This window comes from Cupriavidus consociatus, assembly GCF_017814975.1.
GTDB lineage: Bacteria > Pseudomonadota > Gammaproteobacteria > Burkholderiales > Burkholderiaceae > Cupriavidus > Cupriavidus consociatus.
The window spans coordinates 64,375-85,476 of record NZ_JAGIQA010000005.1 but is presented as its reverse complement, the minus strand read 5'-3'; the positions used below and the strand labels follow the sequence as shown (position 1 = coordinate 85,476).

23 protein-coding genes are annotated in these 21,102 nt (G+C 66.2%); 8 read left to right on the top strand and 15 right to left on the bottom strand.

The window, feature by feature from the left end; translation table 11 throughout:
- The first annotated feature begins 180 nt into the window (after nt 1-180).
- On the top strand, nt 181-1,311 hold the full coding sequence (gene ftsY, locus J8I82_RS08780; protein WP_209756379.1) for a signal recognition particle-docking protein FtsY: 1,131 nt from the start codon (nt 181-183) through the stop codon (nt 1,309-1,311).
- Between the two features lie 255 nt (nt 1,312-1,566).
- On the opposite strand, the gene maiA is transcribed toward ftsY, so the two are convergent.
- Nucleotides 1,567-2,214 (bottom strand): maleylacetoacetate isomerase, encoded by a 648-nt coding sequence (maiA, locus tag J8I82_RS08775; RefSeq protein ID WP_209756377.1) that lies wholly within the window; start codon nt 2,212-2,214, stop codon nt 1,567-1,569.
- Between the two features lie 4 nt (nt 2,215-2,218).
- Nucleotides 2,219-2,920 (bottom strand): fumarylacetoacetate hydrolase family protein, encoded by a 702-nt coding sequence (locus tag J8I82_RS08770; RefSeq protein WP_209756375.1) that lies wholly within the window; start codon nt 2,918-2,920, stop codon nt 2,219-2,221.
- 244 nt (nt 2,921-3,164) lie between these two features.
- Between J8I82_RS08770 and J8I82_RS08765 the strand changes: the two genes are divergently transcribed.
- From J8I82_RS08765 to ybiB, 5 genes are all read left to right on the top strand, one after another.
- Nucleotides 3,165-3,800 (top strand): ANTAR domain-containing response regulator, encoded by a 636-nt coding sequence (locus J8I82_RS08765; RefSeq protein ID WP_209756372.1) that lies wholly within the window; start codon nt 3,165-3,167, stop codon nt 3,798-3,800.
- A gap of 383 nt (nt 3,801-4,183) precedes the next feature.
- On the top strand, nt 4,184-5,524 hold the full coding sequence (locus J8I82_RS08760; protein ID WP_209756370.1) for a CmpA/NrtA family ABC transporter substrate-binding protein: 1,341 nt from the start codon (nt 4,184-4,186) through the stop codon (nt 5,522-5,524).
- A 56-nt stretch (nt 5,525-5,580) separates the two neighbouring features.
- A complete protein-coding gene (gene ntrB, locus J8I82_RS08755; RefSeq protein WP_209756367.1) occupies nt 5,581-6,492 on the top strand; it encodes a nitrate ABC transporter permease in 912 nt (303 codons plus the stop codon).
- An 18-nt stretch (nt 6,493-6,510) separates the two neighbouring features.
- A complete protein-coding gene (locus tag J8I82_RS08750; protein WP_209756365.1) occupies nt 6,511-7,314 on the top strand; it encodes an ABC transporter ATP-binding protein in 804 nt (267 codons plus the stop codon).
- Between the two features lie 94 nt (nt 7,315-7,408).
- A complete protein-coding gene (ybiB, locus tag J8I82_RS08745; RefSeq protein ID WP_209756821.1) occupies nt 7,409-8,401 on the top strand; it encodes a DNA-binding protein YbiB in 993 nt (330 codons plus the stop codon).
- A 27-nt stretch (nt 8,402-8,428) separates the two neighbouring features.
- Here ybiB and J8I82_RS08740 read toward each other — a convergent pair whose 3' ends face one another.
- On the bottom strand, nt 8,429-9,307 hold the full coding sequence (locus tag J8I82_RS08740; protein ID WP_209756363.1) for a pirin family protein: 879 nt from the start codon (nt 9,305-9,307) through the stop codon (nt 8,429-8,431).
- A gap of 359 nt (nt 9,308-9,666) precedes the next feature.
- On the opposite strand from J8I82_RS08740, the gene rpoH reads away from it, so the two are divergent.
- A complete protein-coding gene (gene rpoH, locus J8I82_RS08735; RefSeq protein ID WP_209756361.1) occupies nt 9,667-10,596 on the top strand; it encodes an RNA polymerase sigma factor RpoH in 930 nt (309 codons plus the stop codon).
- Nucleotides 10,597-10,690: 94 nt separating this feature from the next.
- Here the strand turns inward: rpoH and J8I82_RS08730 are convergent, their stop codons facing one another.
- From J8I82_RS08730 to J8I82_RS08710, 5 genes are all read right to left on the bottom strand, one after another.
- Nucleotides 10,691-11,305 carry an SCO family protein gene (locus J8I82_RS08730; protein WP_209756359.1) on the bottom strand — a complete coding sequence of 205 codons (615 nt, stop codon included), beginning with the start codon at nt 11,303-11,305 and terminating at the stop codon, nt 10,691-10,693.
- A 122-nt stretch (nt 11,306-11,427) separates the two neighbouring features.
- Nucleotides 11,428-12,372: a heme o synthase gene (cyoE, locus tag J8I82_RS08725; RefSeq protein ID WP_209756357.1), complete on the bottom strand. Its 945-nt coding sequence runs from the start codon at nt 12,370-12,372 to the stop codon at nt 11,428-11,430.
- On the bottom strand, nt 12,369-13,481 hold the full coding sequence (locus J8I82_RS08720; protein ID WP_209756354.1) for a COX15/CtaA family protein: 1,113 nt from the start codon (nt 13,479-13,481) through the stop codon (nt 12,369-12,371). Before J8I82_RS08720 ends, cyoE begins: the two co-directional genes overlap by 4 nt.
- Nucleotides 13,482-13,491: 10 nt before the next feature.
- Nucleotides 13,492-14,169 (bottom strand): SCO family protein, encoded by a 678-nt coding sequence (locus J8I82_RS08715; RefSeq protein WP_209756352.1) that lies wholly within the window; start codon nt 14,167-14,169, stop codon nt 13,492-13,494.
- Between the two features lie 74 nt (nt 14,170-14,243).
- On the bottom strand, nt 14,244-15,026 hold the full coding sequence (locus J8I82_RS08710) for an SURF1 family protein (protein ID WP_209756349.1): 783 nt from the start codon (nt 15,024-15,026) through the stop codon (nt 14,244-14,246).
- Between the two features lie 117 nt (nt 15,027-15,143).
- Between J8I82_RS08710 and J8I82_RS08705 the strand changes: the two genes are divergently transcribed.
- Nucleotides 15,144-15,353 carry a twin transmembrane helix small protein gene (locus tag J8I82_RS08705; RefSeq protein ID WP_029046742.1) on the top strand — a complete coding sequence of 70 codons (210 nt, stop codon included), beginning with the start codon at nt 15,144-15,146 and terminating at the stop codon, nt 15,351-15,353.
- Nucleotides 15,354-15,476: 123 nt separating this feature from the next.
- Here J8I82_RS08705 and J8I82_RS08700 read toward each other — a convergent pair whose 3' ends face one another.
- The 7 genes from J8I82_RS08700 to J8I82_RS08670 form a co-directional block, all read right to left on the bottom strand.
- Complete coding sequence (locus J8I82_RS08700; protein ID WP_209756347.1) at nt 15,477-16,337, bottom strand: cytochrome c oxidase subunit 3; 861 nt, start codon at nt 16,335-16,337, stop codon at nt 15,477-15,479.
- Between the two features lie 140 nt (nt 16,338-16,477).
- Entirely contained in the window at nt 16,478-16,702 is a 225-nt protein-coding gene (locus J8I82_RS08695; protein WP_209756345.1) for a DUF2970 domain-containing protein, read from the bottom strand.
- 13 nt (nt 16,703-16,715) lie between these two features.
- Nucleotides 16,716-17,363 (bottom strand): cytochrome c oxidase assembly protein, encoded by a 648-nt coding sequence (locus J8I82_RS08690; protein WP_209756343.1) that lies wholly within the window; start codon nt 17,361-17,363, stop codon nt 16,716-16,718.
- A 17-nt stretch (nt 17,364-17,380) separates the two neighbouring features.
- Nucleotides 17,381-17,512 (bottom strand): cytochrome oxidase small assembly protein, encoded by a 132-nt coding sequence (locus J8I82_RS08685; RefSeq protein WP_209756341.1) that lies wholly within the window; start codon nt 17,510-17,512, stop codon nt 17,381-17,383.
- A 69-nt stretch (nt 17,513-17,581) separates the two neighbouring features.
- Nucleotides 17,582-19,189: a cytochrome c oxidase subunit I gene (ctaD, locus tag J8I82_RS08680; RefSeq protein ID WP_209756339.1), complete on the bottom strand. Its 1,608-nt coding sequence runs from the start codon at nt 19,187-19,189 to the stop codon at nt 17,582-17,584.
- A 38-nt stretch (nt 19,190-19,227) separates the two neighbouring features.
- Nucleotides 19,228-20,490, bottom strand: a complete 1,263-nt coding sequence (coxB, locus tag J8I82_RS08675) for a cytochrome c oxidase subunit II (protein ID WP_209756337.1) — start codon at nt 20,488-20,490, stop codon at nt 19,228-19,230.
- 58 nt (nt 20,491-20,548) lie between these two features.
- Nucleotides 20,549-21,058 (bottom strand): DUF2244 domain-containing protein, encoded by a 510-nt coding sequence (locus J8I82_RS08670; RefSeq protein ID WP_133094196.1) that lies wholly within the window; start codon nt 21,056-21,058, stop codon nt 20,549-20,551.
- Nucleotides 21,059-21,102: the final 44 nt, after the last annotated feature.

The following is a 21,102-nucleotide window of genomic DNA, read 5'->3' as shown; positions in this document are numbered from 1 at the left end:
CGCGCGCGCGGATCAGCCATGTAGCGAACTGATGTAGCGAACTATACGCAATCGCCGGCCGGGACCACAACGGGTTCTCCCCGACCTTCGCGATGTCAGCGTAAGCCCTTGATTATTAACCGGTCGCCTGCCGGCAATGTGCCACCAGGGTATCGGCCCCGGTATTGACTCCATTCCCCAATGTTTAGTTTCTGGAAGAAGCGCAAGGCCGAGCCCGCGTCCGTCGAGACGCCGGCCCCGGCGCCCGCGCCCACCCCCGCGCCTGCCCCGGTCCCCGCCTCCGTTCCGGTCCCGACGCCGACACCGGTTCCCGCCCAGGTGCCGCCCCCGGCGTCAGCCCCCGTGGCGTCCGCACCGGCCCCCGCCATCGAAACGCTTGAACTGGTTCCTCCGCCCGCCACCAGCGCCGAAGCCCGGCAGGGATGGATGCACCGGCTGCGCACTGGCCTGTCCAAGACCAGCCGCAACATCGGCACGCTGTTCGTCGGCGTCAAGGTCGACGAGGCGCTGTTCGAGGAGCTGGAGACCGCGCTGCTGATGGCAGATGCCGGCGTGGAAGCCACCGAATATCTGCTGGCCGAGCTCCGCAAGCGGGTCAGGTCCGAGCGCATCGAATCGGCCGATGGCGTCAAGGCCGCGCTCAAGACACTGCTGACCGACCTGCTGCGCCCGCTGGAAAAGACCATGGCGCTGGGCCGCGAGCAGCCGCTGGTGATGATGATCGCCGGCGTCAACGGCGCCGGCAAGACCACCAGCATCGGCAAGCTGTGCAAGCACTTCCAGCGCTACGACCAGAAGGTGCTGCTGGCCGCCGGCGATACCTTCCGCGCCGCCGCGCGCGAGCAGTTGTCGATCTGGGGCGAGCGCAACAATGTCACCGTGGTGGCGCAGGAAAGCGGCGACCCCGCGGCGGTGATCTTCGATGCGGTCAATGCGGCCAAGGCGCGCGGCATCGACATCGTGATGGCCGATACCGCCGGCCGCCTGCCGACGCAGCTGCACCTGATGGAGGAGCTGAAGAAGGTCAAGCGCGTCATCAGCAAGGCCATGCCGACCGCGCCGCATGAGGTGCTGCTGGTGATCGACGCCAATACCGGCCAGAACGCGCTGCAGCAGACTCGCGCCTTCGACGATGCGCTGGGGCTGACCGGCCTGATCGTGACCAAGCTGGATGGGACTGCCAAGGGCGGCATCCTGGCGGCGATCGCGCGCCAGCGCCCGGTGCCGGTGTACTTCATCGGCGTGGGCGAGAAGGTGGAGGACCTGCAGCCGTTCAAGGCGGAGGAGTTCGCTGAAGCGCTGCTGGGCTGACCCTACCACACCCTAACCCGAACCAAAGCCAACGGTTTGGGGTGCTCTCAAGCCGCCCGAACACGCCCAAGCAAGATGTTCTCCCTCTCCCCTCATGGGGAGAGGGTTGGGGTGAGGGGTGGGCTAGCTGGGTATCACAGCAAGCGAAGCCTTCGGTTTTAGCCCCGAGGACGTCAGCCAATGATGCTCCCGCCCTCACCCCCGGCCCCTCTCCCGCGAGCGGGAGAGGGGAGCAAACCCCAGCAGATAAACGTCCTATTCCGCGTCCGGCTGCGACTTGGGCTCCGCCTTCTGGAATGCCTCCATCTCCATGCACGCCTCATAGATTTTCGCGATCGCCGGATAACGGCTCACGTCGACATTGAAGCGCTGCGCGTTGAACACCTGCGGCACCAGGCAGATATCGGCCAGCGTCGGCGTATCGCCAAGGCAGAAGCGCCCCGCCTTGCCGCTGCGCGCCAGGTTGGCCTGCAGCGACTCGAAGCCCAGTTCGATCCAGTGGCGGTACCACGCGTCCTTGACCTCGTCGGTCACGCCCACCTTGTGCTTCAGGTATTTCAGCACGCGCAGGTTGTTCAGTGGATGGATCTCGCACGCGATTTCCTGGGCCAGCCCGCGCACATAGGCGCGGTCCAGCGCCGTGCCGGGCAGCAGCTTCGGCTCGGGATGGACTTCATCCAGGTATTCAACGATGGCGAGCGATTGCTGCAGCACGTTGCCGTGGTCGGCGAGCGCCGGCACCAGGCCGTCCGGGTTCACCGCGCGGAACTCGGGCTTGAGCTGCTGGCCGCCGTCCTTGAGCAAATGCACTGGCACGTATTCGTACGGCAGCCCCTTCAGTTCCAGCGCGATGCGCACGCGGAACGAGGCCGAGCTGCGGAAGTAGCTGTAAAGCTTGAGCATCGGATCAGACTACCTTGATGGTGAGGTCACCCACGCCGCCGACGTGGCACTGCATGACGTCGCCCTTGACCACCGGGCCCACGCCTTCTGGCGTGCCGCTGAAGATCAGGTCGCCCGGCTGCAGTTCGAACAGTTTCGACAGGTACGACACCATCTCCGGCACCGACCAGATCAGGTCGGACAGGTCGCCGCGCTGCTTTTCCACGCCGTTGACCGAGAGCGTCACTTCGCCCTTCTGCGGGTGGCCGATGGCCGAGACCGGCACGATCGGGCCGATCGGCGCCGACTTGTCGAAGGCCTTGCCGGTTTCCCAGGGGCGGCCGGTCTTCTTGGATTCGTTCTGCAGGTCGCGGCGCGTCATGTCCAGGCCCACGGCGTAGCCGAACACGTGCTGCGCCGCGCTTTGCACCGGGATATCGCGCCCGCCCGTGCCGATCGCCACCACCAGTTCCACTTCATAGTGGCAATTGCTGGTGCCCGGCGGGTACGGGAACGTGCCTTCGGTGCCGTCGGCGACGTAGCTGACCGCGTCGGACGGCTTGCAGAAGAAGAACGGCGGCTCGCGGTCGGGGTCCGAGCCCATTTCGCGGGCATGGGCTGCATAGTTGCGGCCGACGCAGTACACGCGGCGGACCGGGAAGCTAGCGTCGCTGCCCCGCACCGGCACGCCAACAGGGGCCGGCGGGGCGAACACGAATTCGGTCATGCATCTCTCCAGAATTTTTCTGATCGGTTCCGCGGCACGGGATGCGAGGATGTGCATCGCGGCGTCGCCAGCAGACGCCCCCGGCGCGGCAGGGCAACAGGATACACCGCACGCGGTGGGCTGCGTACGACGGCATACAATGAATCCAGGCGGGCCTGCGACCACACTGCACCATGGCAGTGCGACGTGGACCGCCCCGCACCCGGCGCGAATCTTGCATGGCGCACTGCAACAGAATGAAGCCATGACCCGACGCCATCCGCCCCCATCGCCATCGACGCCAGCACCCACCGCCGGACGGACGCTGCGTATCCTGCTGGTGCGCGATCCCCTTGACGCCAATCCGCTTAACGTCGAGACCATCCGCAACGGGCTGGTCAGCGCCGGCTTCAGCGAGATCCGGATCGTCGATGCCGACCTGCACTTGCCGGACGTGATCACCGCCACCCAGCCCGATATGCTGATCATCGCCTCGGAGTCGGCCGCGCGTGACACCATCGAGCACGTCTGCGTCTCGACCCAGCATGCGCCGCGGCCCATCGTGCTGTTCACCGACAACGATGACAGCCAGCGCATCAAGGCCGCGCTGTCGGCCGGCATCACCGCCTATATCGTCGACGGCCTGCGCGCCGAGCGCGTCAAGACCGTGCTCGACGTCGCCTACGCCCGCTTCGAACTGGACCAGCAGCTGCGCGCCGAGCTCGACGCCACCCGCCTCAAGCTGGCCGAGCGCAAGGTGGTCGAGCGCGCCAAGGGCCTGCTGATGCAGGCGCGCGGCATCAGCGAGGACGAGGCCTACAAGCGCCTGCGCAGCATGGCGATGGAGCGCGGCCTGAAGCTGGTCGATGCCGCCCAGCGCGTGATCGACGTCATGGGCTGAGCGCCCCTGCCAGCCGCGGGGCACGACAGCCCGCGGCTGGTGCAATGCACGATACTGGCGCCGCCCCAAAGCGAATCCTTGACGCACGGCTGTCCCCGGCGCTGCCCCGCGATGCGGCAGCGCAGCCGGCGCACGCACCGCGCCTGCTCATTTCGTCTCGATGCGTCACCTCCACCGGCACGATTCGCCCCGAAATGCTGCACTGCACAGGCTGGCACACGCCTTGCGGTATGCAAACATCGGCCAACGGCGGCCGATCACAATTTGGGCGGACACAGCCAACGCAGGCTGCGTCACGCCATGGACAACGGCGTCCCTGCACCGTACCGGACTTCTGGCGAAGCCGGCCGCGGACGGGGACGCTTTTTTCTTGGAGTTTCGCAATGCCCTCTCGCCTCAGGATTGCCAAGCCGCTGCACGCGGCGGTGAACGCTTCTGAAGCCGCCTCGGCGGCCGCAGCCGACGCGGTGCCGGCCAGCAGCGGCCGCCGCCGCGCACTGGCGACCATCGCCGGCGCCAGCGTGATGACGCTGGTCGATCCGCTGGTGCGCGCCGGGGCGTGGGCGGCGGGCTCGGACGCTCCGGAGAAGACCGACGTGCGCATCGGCTTCATCCCGCTGACCGACTGCGCTTCAGTGGTCATGGCGTCCACGCTCGGCCTCGACAAGAAATACGGCATCAAGATCACGCCGACCAAGGAGGCCTCGTGGGCCGGCGTGCGCGACAAGCTGGTCAATGGCGAGCTCGACGCCGCGCACGTGCTGTACGGCCTGGTCTACGGCGTGCAGCTCGGCATCGGCGGTCCCAAAAAAGACATGGCGGTGCTGATGAGCCTGAACCACAACGGCCAGGCCATCACGCTGTCGTCTAAGCTGGCCGAAAAAGGCGTGCGCGACGGCGCCAGCCTGAAGGCGCTGATGGCCAGGGAAAAGCGCGACTACACCTTTGCGCAGACCTTCCCCACCGGCACGCACGCGATGTGGCTGTACTACTGGCTCGCGGCCAACGGCATCAACCCGATGCAGGACGCCAAGGCCATCACCGTACCGCCGCCGCAGATGGTGGCCAACATGCGCGTGGGCAACATGGACGGCTTCTGCGTGGGCGAGCCGTGGGGGGCGCGCGCCATCGCCGACAAGATCGGCTTCACTGCCGAGACCACGCAGTCGATCTGGAAGAACCATCCGGAAAAGACGCTCGGCACCACTGCGGAATTCGTGCAGAAGTACCCCAATACCGCGCGCGCGATGGTGGCGGCGGTGCTGGAAGCATCGAAGTTCATCGACGCGTCGGCCTCCAACCGCCGCAAGACCGCCGAGACCATCGCAGCCAAGTCCTACGTCAACACCGACATGGACATCATCCTGGACCGCATGCTCGGCCGCTACAACAACGGGCTGGGCAAGACCTGGGACGACCCCGATGCGATGAAGTTCTACCAGGACGGCAGCGCCAACTACCCGTTCCTGTCTGACGGCATGTGGTTCCTGACCCAGCACAAGCGCTGGGGCCTGCTCAAGGACCACCCGGACTACCTTGCGGTGGCGAAACAGGTCAACCGCATCGACATCTTCAAGCAGGCCGCCGCCGCCGCGCAGGTGCCGCTGCCAAAGAGCGACTTCCGCACCGCGAAGCTGATCGACGGCGTGGTCTGGGATGCCGCCAGGGACCCGAAGGCGTATGCCGACGGCTTCAAGATCAGGGCCGGCGCGCAGAACGCTTGACGCCAAACCGACACCTCCCGACTGATCCGCAGCGCCCCTGGAATAAGGAGCCCGACGTGAATGCCATCGCCCACACCGCGCCTGAAAGCGCCAATACCGCCAATGCCGCTGCCACCGATACCGATGCCAAGGAACGCGCACGGCGGCGCGAGCTGGAAATCGCCGCGCAGGATCGGCGCGCACAGCGCCAGGACATGCTCGGCGCGCTGGTGCTCAAGGCCGTGCCGCCGGTACTGGGCTTTGCCCTGTTCGTGCTGGCCTGGCACGGCATCGCCACGCTGATCCCGGCGATTCCGACGCCGGGGGCGACGTGGAACGCGGCGGTGCCGCTGTTCTCGGACCCGTTCTACCGCAACGGCCCCAACGACCAGGGCATCGGCTGGAACGTGCTGGCGTCGCTGGCGCGCGTGGCCGCTGGCTTCGGCCTGGCCGCCGTGATCGGCATTCCAGCCGGCTTCGTGATCGGGCGCTTTGCGTTCCTGAACGCGATGACCGCGCCTGTGATCAGCCTGCTGCGGCCGGTCTCGCCGCTGGCCTGGCTGCCGATCGGACTGCTGCTGTTCAAGGCCGCCAACCCGGCCGCGATCTGGGCGATCTTCATCTGCTCGATCTGGCCGATGGTGATCAACACCGCGGTAGGCGTCACGCGCGTGCCGCAGGACTACCTGAACGTGGCGCGCGTGCTCGACCTGTCGGAGTGGAAGGTGTTCACGCGGGTGCTGTTTCCCGCGGTGCTGCCCTACATGCTGACCGGCGTGCGGCTGTCGATCGGCACCGCGTGGCTGGTGATCGTCGCGGCCGAGATGCTGACCGGCGGCACCGGCATCGGCTTCTGGCTGTGGGACGAGTGGAACAACCTGAAGGTGGAGCACATCGTGATCGCGATCTTCGTGATCGGCATCATCGGCCTGATGCTCGAGCATGCCTTGCTGGCACTGGCACGGCGCTTCAGCTACGGCACCAACTAAGAGCGAGGGAGAGACGCCATGGACAAGTTCGTCAGCATCGAGAACGTCGGACAGACCTTCAGGACGCGCAATGGGCCGTTCGTCGCCCTGCGCGACATCAGCCTGCAGATCGCCGAGGGCGAGTTCATCACGCTGATCGGCCACTCCGGCTGCGGCAAGTCCACGCTGCTGAACCTGATCGCGGGGCTGGCCACGCCGACCACCGGCGCGCTGATCTGCGCCGGGCGCGAGATTGCCGGACCGGGGCCGGAGCGCGCCGTGGTGTTCCAGAACCATTCGCTGCTGCCCTGGCTGACCTGCTTCGAGAACGTCTACCTGGGCGTGGAGCGCGTGTTCGGTGCCAGCGAGGACAAGGCACAGTTGAGGGCGCGCACGCACGAGACGCTGGCGCTGGTGGGCCTGACGCACGCCGAGAGCAAGTACCCGCACGAGGTTTCCGGCGGCATGAAGCAGCGCGTCGGCATTGCCCGCGCGCTGGCGATGGCGCCCAAGGTGCTGCTGATGGACGAACCCTTCGGCGCGCTCGATGCGCTGACGCGCGCTCACCTGCAGGATGAACTGATCAAGATCGTGGCGCGCACGCGCAGCACGGTGGTGATGGTCACGCACGATGTGGACGAGGCCGTGCTGCTCGCCGACCGCATCGTGATGATGACCAACGGCCCGGCCGCCACCATCGGCGAGATCCTTCGGGTGGACCTGCCGCGTCCGCGCGATCGCGTGGCGCTGGCCGACGACAGAGACTACCACGCGTGCCGTACCGCGGTGCTGGACTTTCTCTACCGCAAGCAGCGCAATCCAGCGCTACAGGAGGCAGCCTGAGCGAGCGCCCCGCCGTCGCGCCGGTCGGCGGCGATGGGCGCGGCGGCGCTGCTCCGCTATCATGAACCCAGAACAGACTCCTCCCCACGCCGCCATGACCACGCCAGCCAACCCGTTCCCCGCCGCCCGCTATATCAAGGAGGTCGGCCGTGGCGTCAACGGCGCGCGCGCACTGCCGCGCGACGACGCCAAGACCTTGTTCGGCGCGATGCTGGCCGGGCGCGTGTCCGACCTCGAGCTGGGCGCGATCCTGATGGCCTACCGCATCAAGGGCGAGGCCCCGCACGAGCTGGCCGGCATGCTCGAGGCGGCCCATGAACACTGCCAGCCGCTGCCCGCGCCGCCCGAGCGCGCGGTGGTGGTGATCCCCAGCTACAACGGCGCCCGCAAGCAGCCCAACCTGGTGCCGCTGCTGGCGCTGCTGCTGGCGCGCGACGGCATCCCCGTACTGGTGCATGGAACGCGCGTCTTCAATGACCGCATCACCAGCATGACCCTGTTCGAGGCGCTGGGCATTCCCCTGTGCACGAGCACGGCCGAAGCCTCGGCACGGCTGCGCGAGACTGGCAGCGAAGGGCTGCTGGCGGTGCTGCCGGTCGATGTGCTGTCGCCCGGCCTGTCGCAGCTGCTGGAGCGGCGCACCGTGATCGGCCTGCGCAACTCGTCGCATACCGTGGCCAAGATGCTGCAGCCGGTGGGCGAGCACACGCCGGCGGAGGCATTGCGGCTGTACAGCTATACCCACCCGGAATACCGCGAGACGCTGACCGACTACTTCTCGCACGAGCCGGCCAACGTGCTGCTGGCACGCGGCACCGAGGGCGAAGTGGTCGCCGATGCGCGCCGCAACAGCCGCATCGACTGGCTGCATGAAGGGCACCAGCAGACGCTGGTCGATCCCACCGGCGGGTCGCTGGCAGAAGTGCCGGAACTGCCGCCCGGCAACGATGCCGGCCTGACCGCAGCATGGATCCGGCGCGTGCTCGACGGCGCGGTGCCGGTGCCGGCGCCGATCGCCACGCAGGTCGAAGCCATCCGCGAGTGCCTGAAGCTTGGCACTCGCGTCACCTGGGCCAGTCCGGTCTGAGCGCAGCCTGAGCCCGGACCACCCGGTTCAGGGCTTGCGTGCCGGCAGCGGAATGCGCTCGCGCTCGTCGCCCGGCACGTGCGGAAACTGGTCGTCCTCCCAGCGCCTGGCGGCGGCCTCGATGGCCTCCTTGCTGCTGGCCACGAAATTCCAGTAGATAAAGCGGCGGCCGTCGGTCGGATCACCCCCAAGCAGCATCACGCGCGAAGGCGCTGTCGCCATCAGCAGCGCCGGCTGCCCCGGCGTCAGCACCACCATGTGCTCGGCCGGCAGCGGCTCGCCGTCCAGCGACACCGCGCCGTCCACCGGATAAATGCCGCGCTCGGCATGGTCGGCAGGTATCTCCACGCTCGCTCCCGCATCCAGTTCGATCGCCACGTACAGGGTGCGGCTGAAGACCTTGACCGGCGAAGTCTTGCCAAAGGCGTCGCCTGCGATCACCACCATGCGCACCCCCGGCTGCTCGACGCGCGGCAGTGTTGCCGCGGGATGGTGGAAAAAGGACGGTTCAGCGGTTTCGTGCGATTTAGGCAGTGCCACCCACGTCTGGATGCCGTGCAGGCGCGCGCCGTCGGCTCGCACGGAATCGGGCGAGCGCTCCGAATGGACGATGCCATGGCCGGCCGTCATCCAGTTGACGTCGCCCGGCCGGATCGCCTGCTCGCTGCCGAGGCTGTCGCGGTGCATGATCTCGCCTTCGAACAGGTAGGTGACAGTCGCCAGCCCGATATGCGGATGTGGGCGCACATCGGCACCTTCACCCGGCGGCATCTGCACCGGTCCCATATGGTCGAAGAAGATGAACGGCCCGACCGTCTGGGTCGCAGCGGCCGGCAGCAGCCGGCGCACGGTGAAATCGCCCAGGTCGCGCACATGCGGCTTCAACAAGTGTTCGATAGCAGACATAACTCCTCCGGGGATGTGAGAGAGGCTGGCAAGCATGCCAGCTTGCCGCCGCTTGCGTCGAGTGTAGCCGTTGGCGCAACGAATCATTCCACCGGCGTGTAGAACCGGCGGGCATGCACTAGCTCTAACAAAAAGTGTATTCAGCCGCGAGTATCCCCGGCGCCGCTTCATAGCGCAGTAGCTATGCAATTCGATAAGTCCATCGACGGGAACTATCAAGGCCATTGGGACTCCAATTAGCACTCACCCGGTTGGAGTGCTAAGATGTGTTGCAGTGCCGCCGCCGGTCCCATAAGGACGTACGGGACGCGCGGGGCATGACCGGCAACCCAACCGCCGGATGCGAAAGGAGCAATTGAGTGAACGCAGTCTTGTCTGCCGACCAAACCCTGACGAACAACCGTCTGCCGACGGCACCCCGTAGCGGGAACAGCTTTGCGCTGACCTTCCCGGCGACCGTCGGCAATCTCGACAGCTATATCCAGGCTGTCCACCGGATTCCGTTGCTGACCGCGGAGGAAGAGCAGCGCCTGGCGCGCGATCTCCGCGATAACGATTCCGTCGATGCCGCCCGCCAGCTGGTGATGTCTCACTTGCGCCTGGTGGTGTCGATCGCCCGCCAGTACCTGGGCTATGGCCTGCCGCACGCCGACCTGATCCAGGAAGGCAATATCGGCCTGATGAAGGCCGTGAAGCGCTTCGATCCCGAGCAGGGCGTACGCCTGGTCTCGTATGCGATGCACTGGATCAAGGCCGAGATCCACGAGTACGTGCTGAAGAACTGGCGCATGGTCAAGGTGGCGACCACCAAGGCCCAGCGCAAGCTGTTCTTCAACCTGCGCAGCCACAAGCAGGGTTCGCACACGTTCACGCCGGAGCAGGTCGAGGCCGTCGCGCGCGAGTTGAACGTAAAGCCGGAAGAAGTGATGGAGATGGAAACCCGCCTGTCGGGCGGCGACCTCGCGCTGGAAGGCCAGGTCGACGACGGCGAAGAGGAATTCGCCCCCATCGCCTACCTGGCGGACAACCACAACGAGCCGACGCGCGTGCTGGAAGCCAAGCGCCAGGACCGCATGCAGGTCGAGGGCCTGGAAGAAGCGCTGGGCCGGCTGGACGAGCGCAGCCGCCGCATCATCGAGGCACGCTGGCTGAACGTCTCGGACGACGGCTCGGGCGGCGCCACGCTGCATGAGCTGGCCGCCGAGTTCGGCGTCTCGGCGGAGCGCATCCGCCAGATCGAAGCCGCGGCGATGAAGAAGATGAAAGGGGCGCTGCAGGCATTTGCCTGATTGCGCGCGGCCCATGCAAAAAGCCGGTCCATCTGGACCGGCTTTTTTTCGTCCGTGATTGCAGCGGTGCGACGTTATGCCGCACCGTCTGGCGTCAGGAAAGCAACTGCTTCAGGTCGTGCGCGATCGGCTCCGGCCCCTGGCCGTGGCGGATGAACAGCCGCAGCCGGCCTTCCGGATCGAACACATAGCTGCCGGCCGAGTGATCCACCGTGTAGTTGTTGGGCGAACTGCCCGGCACCTTGGCGTAGAACACCTTGAAGTCCTTGGCCAGCTTCTGCAGCGCGGCGTCATCGGCCGGGCGCAGGCCCAGGAAGCGCGGGTCGAATGCGGGGACGTACTGCGCCAGCAGCGCCTGCGTGTCGCGCTCCGGATCGACCGTGACGAAGAGCACCTGGACCCGGTCGGCATCGGGACCCAGCTGCTCCATCACCGCCTTGAGTTCGGCCATGGTGGTCGGACATACGTCCGGGCAATGGGTGTAGCCGAAGAACATCACTACCGCCTTGCCCTTGAAGTCGGCAATGGTGCGGACTTTGCCGTGATGGTCAGGCAGCGAGAAATCCTTGCCGAAATCCGCGGCACCGCTGATATCGACATTGCGGAATGACGCCTTCTGCTGTCCGCAGGCGGCCAGCGCGAGCGCGAGCGCGGCAAGCACGGAAAAGCGGCGGAAGGCTGAGAACAGGCCGGGAGCGGGTCTGGACATGCGTGAAAGCTTGTGTAGAACGGTCAGTATTGGAACGGCGAAAGCACCCAGTATCGCCGATCGCGCCGCTGCGCCGCGCCGGCCGCGGCAACATGCCGCAGCCCGCAGCGTGGCGGTACAGGTCAGACCTGCGGCACGAACTTGAAGTAATGGTCGACCAGCAGCGCCGCGAACAGCAGCGACAGGTACAGGATGGAGAAGCGGAAGGTGCGTTGCGCCAGCTCGTCCGAATAGTTGCGGTACATCTTCCAGGCATAGGCGAGGAAGCCACCACCCAGCCCCAGCGCGGCCACCAGGTAGATATAGCCGCTCATGCCGTAGACGAACGGCAGCAGCGTCGCCGCAATCATGATCAGCGTGTACAGCAGGATATGCAGCAGCGTGTAGCGCTCGCCATGGGTGACGGGCAGCATGGGCAGGCCCGACTTGGCGTAGTCGGCGCGGCGGTACAGCGCCAGCGCCCAGAAGTGCGGCGGCGTCCATGTGAAGATGATCAGCACCAGGAACCAGGCCTCGGCCGGCACTTCGCCGGCGACGGCGGCCCAGCCGAGCGCCGGCGGCATCGCGCCTGACAGGCCGCCGATGACGATGTTCTGCGGCGTGGCCGGCTTGAGCAGGATGGTATACACCACCGCGTAGCCCAGGAACGTGGCAAAGGTCAGCCACATCGTCAGGTCATTGGCGAACTCGTGCAGCATCCACATGCCGGCGCCGCCCAGGATGGCGGAGAACACCAGCGTCTGCGCGGTGGTGATCTCGCCGGTGGCGGACGGGCGCCAGGCGGTACGGCGCATCAGCGCGTCGATCTTCTGCTCGACCAGGCAATTGATGGCGAAGGCGGCCCCGGCGAGCAGCCAGATGCCGGCGGCGCCGCCGATCAGCACGCGCCACGGCACCATGCCGGGCGTGGCCAGGAACATGCCGATGATGGCGCAGAAGACTGCCAGCTGCGTCACGCGCGGCTTGGTCAGGGCGGCATACTGCCGGGACAGGTGCCGTATCCGGCTCAACTTGCCCAGTGAATGAGGGTGTGTAGCGGTAACCACGGAAGGGGTCTTGTCTTTCATGTGGCGCGGGCGGCGTTCGGTGCGGGGGCGATGGCGCGGGCGGCCCCGAGTGTGAGCCCGGCGAGCCCTATATTGTAGTGGAGGCGGAGCAGCAGCATCAGGAGCACCGCCGCGCCGCCGTTATGGGCGACCGCAGCGACAAGGGGCCAGTCGAACACGATATTGGACATCCCGGTCGCCAGCTGCAGCACCAGCATGCCGAGCAGCCAGCCTGCCTGACGGTGCAGCCCCTCCAGCCGGCGCGCACGCAAGCCGAACCACGCCAGGTAGCCCAGCACCACGAATGCGAAGCCCCGGTGCACCCAGTGGATCGCCACCAGCGCCGCGTGCGGGATGTAGTCCCCATCGGCCGTCATGCCAAGCTGGCGCCACAGCGTGAAGCCGTGCCGGAAGTCCATCTCGGGCACCAGTTGCCCATTGCACAGCGGGAAATCCGTGCAGGCAAGCACCGCATAGTTGGTGCTGACCCAGCCGCCCAGGAAGATCTGGATTGCCAGCAGCAGCAGGCCGATGCGCACCGGCCAGTGCAGCCGCGCCGCCTGGGGCGCGACCGGGTGCGGCGGGTCGCTGCGCGAGCCCAGCCGGATCAGCGCCGCCAGCAGCCCCATGCCCAGCATCAGGTGCGTGACCACGATGATCGGCTGCAGCTTCATGGTCACCGTGAAGGCGCCGAACGCACCCTGCACGCACACCAGCACCAGCACGCCGGTGGCGAACCATGGCGATTGCTTCAGCTCGCGGCGCTTGACCCAGGCCAGCACCATCAGCGCGATGATCAGCACGCCCACCGCCATCGCAAAGTAGCGGTGGATCATTTCGATCCATGCCTTCATCAGCGTCACCGGGCCGCTGGGCAGCGCGGTCTCGGCCGCGCGGATCGGCTCCATCGCGGCGTGCGGGTTGGAATGTCCGTAGCAGCCCGGCCAGTCCGGGCAGCCCAGGCCGGAGTCGGTCAGCCGCGTGAAGCTGCCGAACATGATCAGGTCCAGCGTCAGGAACGCGGTGATCCAGACCAGCTTGCGGTACTTGTTGCGATCGCCCTTGACCAGCACATAGCTCAGCGGCAGCAGTGCGATCAGGACGCCGATGATGGCCAGTTGCAGCAGCATGCCCTTCCCCTTAGCCGATGCGCGAGACCTTGAGCAGCTTCTTCAGGTCGCCGCTCAGCTTCTTGGGGTCCGGATCCTGCGGGAAGCGCATCATCAGGTTGCCGAGCGGATCCACCAGGAAGATGGTGTCCTCGGCGCGTTTGCCCGCTTCGGCCGGCAGCCATTGCTGCGCCACCTGCCGGTCCATGCGCAGGAAGCGCACGCCGGCATAGGGCTCGTTGTAGGCGGCGCTAAGGCGCTCGTCGACCTTGCCGTCATCGGTAATCAGCCACACCGGCACGATGCGCTCGCGGTCCTGTCCCTGGCCGGCGCGGATCTGGCGGATGGTAAAGAGCTTTTTGGCGCAGGCTTCGTCGCATGCGGACGGGTCGGCCGTCACCAGCAGCCACTTGCCGCGGTACTGCTCCAGCGGCACGGCGTTGCCCTGCTCGTCGGTGACGCGCACCGGCGGCATCGGCCGTTGCGGATCGACCAGCGCGCCATAGTTGGTGGCGCCGCCCCTGGGCTTGATGACGTAGTAGGTGAAGTAAGACGCGATCACCGGCGAGGCGCACACCAGCAACAGCATCAGCATCTGCAGGCGGCCACGGCGCGTGCGCGCGTCGATGCGGGGATCCTGCGGCGAGGCCGGGATCGCCGGGTGCGCCGGAGTCTGGGCGGGCGCCGGTGCGGAGTCTTGCTGTGCCATGGAAGTACGTCTGTCCTTTTTCATCTGCAGTCAGGGCCCGTCCGGGAACCTGCCCCGTCGTGCCTGCCATTCGTTCATGCGTTGTTGCGGGCCGTGGACGACGCCGCGCGCCGGCGCGCGCGCCAGCCCAGCACGGCCACCAATACGACCGTCAGCGTAGCCAGGCCGAGCCACTGGAAGGCATAGCCATAGTGCCGGTCCGCGCCCGCGTCAGCCGGCGCCCAGTCGCGAGCGAGGCCGTCGCCGGTATCGTTGCGCTGCGCGACCACCAGCGGCTGCAGCGCCAGCCCGGTTTCGGCGGCGTAGTCGGCGATTTCCAGGTTCTGGCGGATCTTGCTGCCGGCCTCGGCGCTGGCCGCCTGTCCCAGGCTATAAACCCGCGGCACGGCCGCCAGTGCCGTGCCTTCGACGGTCACCTCGCCCTCGGGGGTCGGAAACGGCGCGATCCGGGTGCGGTCCTGCGCATCGCGCGGCAGCCAGCCGCGCAGCACCAGCACCGCCCGCATCGCGCCGGCACCGTCCTGTGCCGGACCGATCACCAGCGGCGTGACCACCAGGAAGCCGGCACGGCTGTCGCCGCTGCGGCCGCCGGCGCCGTGGGGGCGATTATCCAGCAATACGGTGCGGGCCGTGTCGAAACGCCCCGTGACCCGCACCCTTCGGTCAGTCACAACTTGTGACAGCGGCGCCGCACCCAGCTCCACCGGCGGCTGTGCCGCCAGTGCCTGCAGCCGCGCGGCGCGCGCCTCTTTCTCGTGCGCGCGGTTGAGCTGCCAGTTGCCAAGGGCAGCGGTCACGGCGATCACCACCAGCGCGGCGGCCAGCGGCAGCACGCCCAGGATGCGGCCTGCCTTCATTGCGCCGACATACCCGGCGGCATGCGTGCGGGGCCGGTGCGATAATGTGCAGAACCGTCATCCATCGCGGCCACTACTACGAGACTGCGGCAAGCTCCGCTGCCAACCTGCCCCGCCATGCGCTTCGTCATCATCGTCGCCTTCATCCTGATCATCGCCAGCCTGGCCTCCGCCCTGTTCTTCATGATGCGCGACCGCGGCAAGACGCCCAACATGATGCGCTCGCTGATGCTGCGCGTGGGCTTCTCGGTGGCGCTGTTCCTGTTCATCCTGTTCTCGAGCTGGATGGGGTGGATCCACAGCACGGGCATCCGCATGGCGCCCTGACCGGGCCACCTGGCTGATTACCTTCGCAAAAGAGAAACGCCGCAGGCTGCCGGGCCTCCTGCGGCGTTTCTCTTTTGCGTTGGCGCCGGCGCCCCGCTGCGGGGTGCCGGCGGGTACGGCAGATTACAGCCAGTACACCACGACGTAGAGCAACAGCCACACCACGTCAACGAAGTGCCAGTACCAGGCGGCGCCTTCGAAGGCAAAGTGGTGATCCGGCGTGAAGTGGCCCTTGAGCACGCGGCCCAGCACCACCGCCAGCATGATCGCGCCCATGGTCACGTGGAAACCGTGGAAGCCGGTCAGCAGGAAGAAGGTCGAACCGTAGATGCCCGAGGTCAGCTTCAGGTTCAGGTCCTGGTAGGCGTGCATGTATTCGTACACCTGCAGGCACATGAAGATCGCGCCCAGCAGGATGGTCAGCACCATGCCCTGGATCAGCTGGTTGCGCTTGCCGGCCAGCAGCGCGTGGTGCGCCCAGGTCAGCGTCACGCCCGACATCAGCAGCAGCGCAGTGTTGATGGTCGGGATCGGCCACGGACCCATGGTCTGGAACGATTCCACCACGCCGGCCGGCCCCAGGTTTGGCCACACCGCGGCGAAATCGGGCCACAGGATCTTGTTGTTCAGGTCGCCCAGCCACGGCATGGCGATGGCGCGTGCGTAGAACAGCGCGCCGAAGAAGGCCGCGAAGAACATCACCTCGGAGAAGATGAACCAGCCCATCGACCAGCGGAACGAGACGTCGATGTTCTTGCCGTACATCCCGCCTTCGGACTCGCTGATGGCGTCGCCGAACCAGCTCTTGAGCACGAACAGGAACCACAGCAGGCCGAAGACGCACAGGTACGGCGCCCAGGATTGCCCGTTTACCCAACCGGCGGCGCCGGCACCTGTCATCAGCAGGCCGAAGCTTGCCGTGATCGGGTGGCGCGACGGGCCCGGTACGAAGTAGTACGGAGCGTTTGCGCGATTCGCACTCATTCTTTTATCTCCAGCTCAGAGTCTTTGATTCAGTATTCGTTATCCGTGCCGGTTTCCCGGGGCCGCCCGCCTCCTCTGGACGGCCACGCCGGCGCGGTTGTTTTTCTGCGACTGCCTTGTTGTCTACCCTTCCTGCCTTGCTACCCTGCCGCCTGGCTGACCACCATCCGCACGATGACGACCAGCACCGCGATAAACACTGCCGCGGCGATCAGCCCGGCGATGACCACATGCACCGGGTTCAGCCGCGCCATGTCGCGCTCGTGCTCCGCGCCCTTGCGCAGGCCGATGAACGACCAAAGCACCGCGCGCATGGTCTGCGCGAATGACATCTTGCGTTTGACGGCGTCCTTCAGCTCGTCCATCGCGCCCTCCGCCTCAGCTGCCCTTGCCCGCCGGCGCCGGTGCCGTCGCCGGTGCCGACAACTGGCCTTCGGGCGCCTGCGCCACCGGCGTGCCCACCTCGAAAAAGGTGTACGACAGCGTAATGCTCTTCACATCCTTGGGCAGCGCGGGGTCGATCACGAACACCACCGGCATCTCGCGCGCCTCGTTCGCCTTGAGCGTCTGCTGCTTGAAGCAGAAGCACTCCAGCTTCTTGAAATACTGGGTCGCCTGCTTGGGAGCGTAGCTCGGGATGGCCTGCGCGGAAATATCGCGCGACTGCCCGTTGGCCACCTCGTAGACGATGGTCATCATCTCGCCCGGATGCACTTCCATGCTGTTCTTCACCGGACGGAAGGCAAAGGGCCCGCGCGCGTTGGAGTCGAACTCCACCGTGACCGTGCGGCTCTTGTCGACCTGCGTGTTCTTCACCGAGCCGCCATGCAGCTCGCGCGTGGTCACCACGTTGATGCCGGTGATGTCGCAGATCTTCTTGTACAGCGGAACCAGCGCATAGCCGAAGCCGAACATCACCGCGACGATCACCACCAATCGCACCATCATGCCGCGGTTGAAGCGCTTGTCGACTTCCTGCGCTTCCTGCGCTTCCTGCGCTTCCCTGCCCTGCCGGTCGACGCTCATCTCGCTACCCTGCCACCTCAGCCAAGGAACACCATCTTGGCGAAGAACCCCAAAAAGAAAACCACCACGATCGACAGCAGGATCAGGCCAAGGCGCCGGTTGGCGGCCTTCGGGTCCGGGTGTGATGGGTTTTTGTCTGGAGCCTGCATCGTTTGCTTGCCTGCGGGAGCGGGGGGCGGACGCTGCCGCCTCCCGCTGCCTTGTTGCGCTATACCGCCTTAGCGGACCTGCGGGGGCACTTCAAAGGTGTGGAACGGCGCCGGCGACGGCACGGTCCATTCCAGCCCTTCGGCGCCTTCCCACGGCTTGTCCGCGGCCTTCTCGCCGCCACGGTACGACGGCAGCACCACGAAGAAGAAGAAATACACCTGCATCAGGCCGAAGCCGAGCGCGCCGATCGACGCAATCGCGTTGAAGTCGGTGAACTGGGTCGGGTAGTCGGCATAGCGGCGCGGCATGCCGGCGAGGCCCAGGAAGTGCATCGGGAAGAAGGTCACGTTGAAGAAGATCAGCGAACCCCAGAAGTGGACCTTGCCGCGGGCTTCGTTGTACATGAACCCGCTCCACTTCGGACCCCAGTAGTAGAAGCCCGCGAACAGCGCGAACAGCGAGCCGGCCACCAGCACATAGTGGAAGTGCGCCACGATGAAGTAGGTGTCCTGCAGCTGGATGTCGATCGGCGCCACCGCCGGCATCAGGCCGGTGAAGCCGCCGATGGTGAACACGAAGATGAAGCCGATCGAGAACAGCATCGGGGTCTCGAAGGTCATCGAGCCGCGCCACATCGTCGCGATCCAGTTGAAGATCTTCACGGCCGTCGGCACCGCGATCAGCATGGTCGCGTACATGAAGAACAGCTGGCCGGTCACCGGCATGCCGGTCGTGAACATGTGGTGGGCCCACACGATGAACGACAGGATGGCGATCGAAGCGGTGGCGTACACCATCGAGCTGTAGCCGAACAGGCGCTTGCGGGCGAACGCCGGCACCACCTGCGAAATGATCCCGAAAGCCGGCAGGATCATGATGTACACCTCGGGGTGGCCGAAGAACCAGAAGATGTGCTGGTACATCACCGGGTCGCCGCCGCCGGCGGCGGAGAAGAAGCTCGTGCCGAAGTGGCGGTCGGTCAGCACCATGGTGATGGCGCCGGCCAGCACGGGCATCACGGCGATCAGCAGGTAGGCGGTGATCAGCCAGGTCCAGCAGAACATCGGCATCTTCATCAGCGTCATGCCGGGGGCGCGCATGTTGAGGATGGTCACGATGATGTTGATCGAGCCCATGATCGACGACGCGCCCATGATGTGCATCGCGAAGATGGCCATGTCCATGCCCGGGCCCATCTGCACCGACAGCGGCGCGTACAGGGTCCAGCCGGCGGCGGTGGCGCCGCCCGGGGCGAAGAACGAGCCGGCCAGCAGCAGCGCGGCCGGCGGCATCAGCCAGAAGCTGAAGTTGTTCATGCGCGCGAACGCCATGTCGGACGCGCCGATCTGCAGCGGGATCATCCAGTTGGCGAAGCCGACGAAGGCCGGCATGATCGCGCCGAACACCATCACCAGGCCGTGCATGGTGGTGAACTGGTTAAACAGCTCGGGGCGGAAGAACTGCAGGCCCGGCTCGAACAGCTCCAGGCGGATCAGCAGCGCCAGCACGCCGCCCGACAGCAGCATGATGAACGAGAACAGCAGGTACAGCGTGCCGATGTCCTTGTGGTTGGTGGCGAACAGCCAGCGGCGCCAGCCATGCGGGTGATCGTGCGCGTGGTCGTCATGCGCATGATCGTGCGGATGGGCGAGCGCGTCCGGGGTAGCAGTACTCATCGCAAATGCTCCTCTAATCCTGTTCTGTCTTCAGCGGGTCAGCCTGCGACGCGGTTGCCCGCGAGGCTGGCCTGCTTGGCGCCGGTCTTGTCCGCGGGCCTGGCGTCGGCCTTGGGGGCCTCGCCGCCTGCGCCGCCGCCTTCGGGGAACTTGCCCGCGCGGGCACCCACGAAGTCGCCCGGCTGGATCACTTCACCCGTCTTGTTGCTCCAGGCGTTGCGCGTATAGGTCATGACCGCTGCCAGCTCGGTATCCGACAGCTGCTTCCACGACGGCATGCCGCCCTTGCCTTCCAGCAGGATGTGCATCTGGCCGGCCTTCGGGCCATTGACCAGCTTGGAGCCGTCGAGCGCCGGGAAGGCGCCGCCGCCCTTGCCGTTGGGCTGGTGGCAGACCGCGCAGTTGGCGGCGTAGACCTTCTCGCCACGAACCTTGGATTCGTCCAGCGTCCAGGTCTTGTTGGGATCGTCGGCCTTGGCCATCAGCTCCTTCTTCTTGCCGTCAACCCACTTGGTGTAGTCGGCATCCGACACCACGCGCACCACGATCGGCATGAAGGCGTGTTCCTTGCCGCACAGCTCGGCGCACTGGCCGCGGTACACGCCGATCTTCTCGGCCTTGAACCAGGTGTCGCGCACGAAGCCGGGAATCGCATCCTGCTTGACGCCGAAGGCCGGGATCATCCAGGCGTGGATCACGTCGTTAGCGGTGGTGACGATGCGAATCTTCTTGTTGACCGGCACGACCACCTCGTTGTCCACCTCCATCAGGTAGGTGTTGCCCTTGGGCTGCTCGTTGTTGATCTGCTCGCGCGGGGTGGTCAGGGTCGACACGAAGGAGATGCCCTCGCCTTCGCCCTTCAGGTAGTCATAGCCCCACTTCCACTGGTAGCCGGTGGCCTTGATGGTGATGTCGGAGTTGGTGGTGTCCTTCATCGCGACCACGGTCTTGGTGGCCGGCAGAGCCATCGCGATCACGATCAGGAACGGGACGATGGTCCAGACCACCTCGACCGTGATGCTTTCGTGGAAGGAAGCGGGCTTGGAACCCTTTGCCTTGCGGTGCGTGAAGATGGAATAGAACATCACGGCGAACACCGCGACGAAGATCACCGTGCAGATGATCAGCATCATCCAGTTCAGCCAGTGAATCTGTTCGGCGATCTTGGTAACGGGCTCGGTCAGGTTGAGCTGGCGCACGGCGGGGCCGCCGGGCATGTCGCTGACTGCGAACGCCGCGTGGCTGGCAAGCAGGGACGCACCTGCCAGACAAGCTGCGGATGCCTTCTTCCACATTTTCATTTGTTATCTACCCAATTTACAGATTCAAATCTGTCCCCGCCGCCGCCCCTGCCCCCTCTCAGAGGTGGCGCAAGGCCGCTGCGAGCTCCTGCGCGAACTTGCGTCGCCGATACGGGTCCACGTAACACCCCACCTGTACCTCACGCCCGCCCGAGCGCAGCGTCACCAGCGCGCGGAGCGATTCACCCAGTTCGACCCGCACCCAGCGCGGGTTGAATTCGTGGCGCGTCACCTGCGTGCCGCTGGCTGTCTCCACGACCAGCATGCCGTCGGTAATGCTGACGCGCTCATAGTCTGTCGCATGGCGCGCATACACAAGCAGGGCGATCCCCAGCCCGGCCAGCTCGATGCTGGCAAACGGCAGCACGAGCCAGGACCCTTGCCACGCGAAAAACAACGCGATGGCAAGCGAGACAGTGAGGATCGAGAGGTAAAACCAGCCGACCTGGCGTGGACTCAGCGAGCAATTCCGCTTCATCAGCCAGTCGTGGGGCGCGGGGAGAGGTCCGTCGTGATTTCCGCCGGAGTCACCACCTGCCGTCTGGAATGCGATACCCAAGTCTTGCATCGCCAACCACTCTGCATCGGATGCACACCCGGGACGTTGGCGCC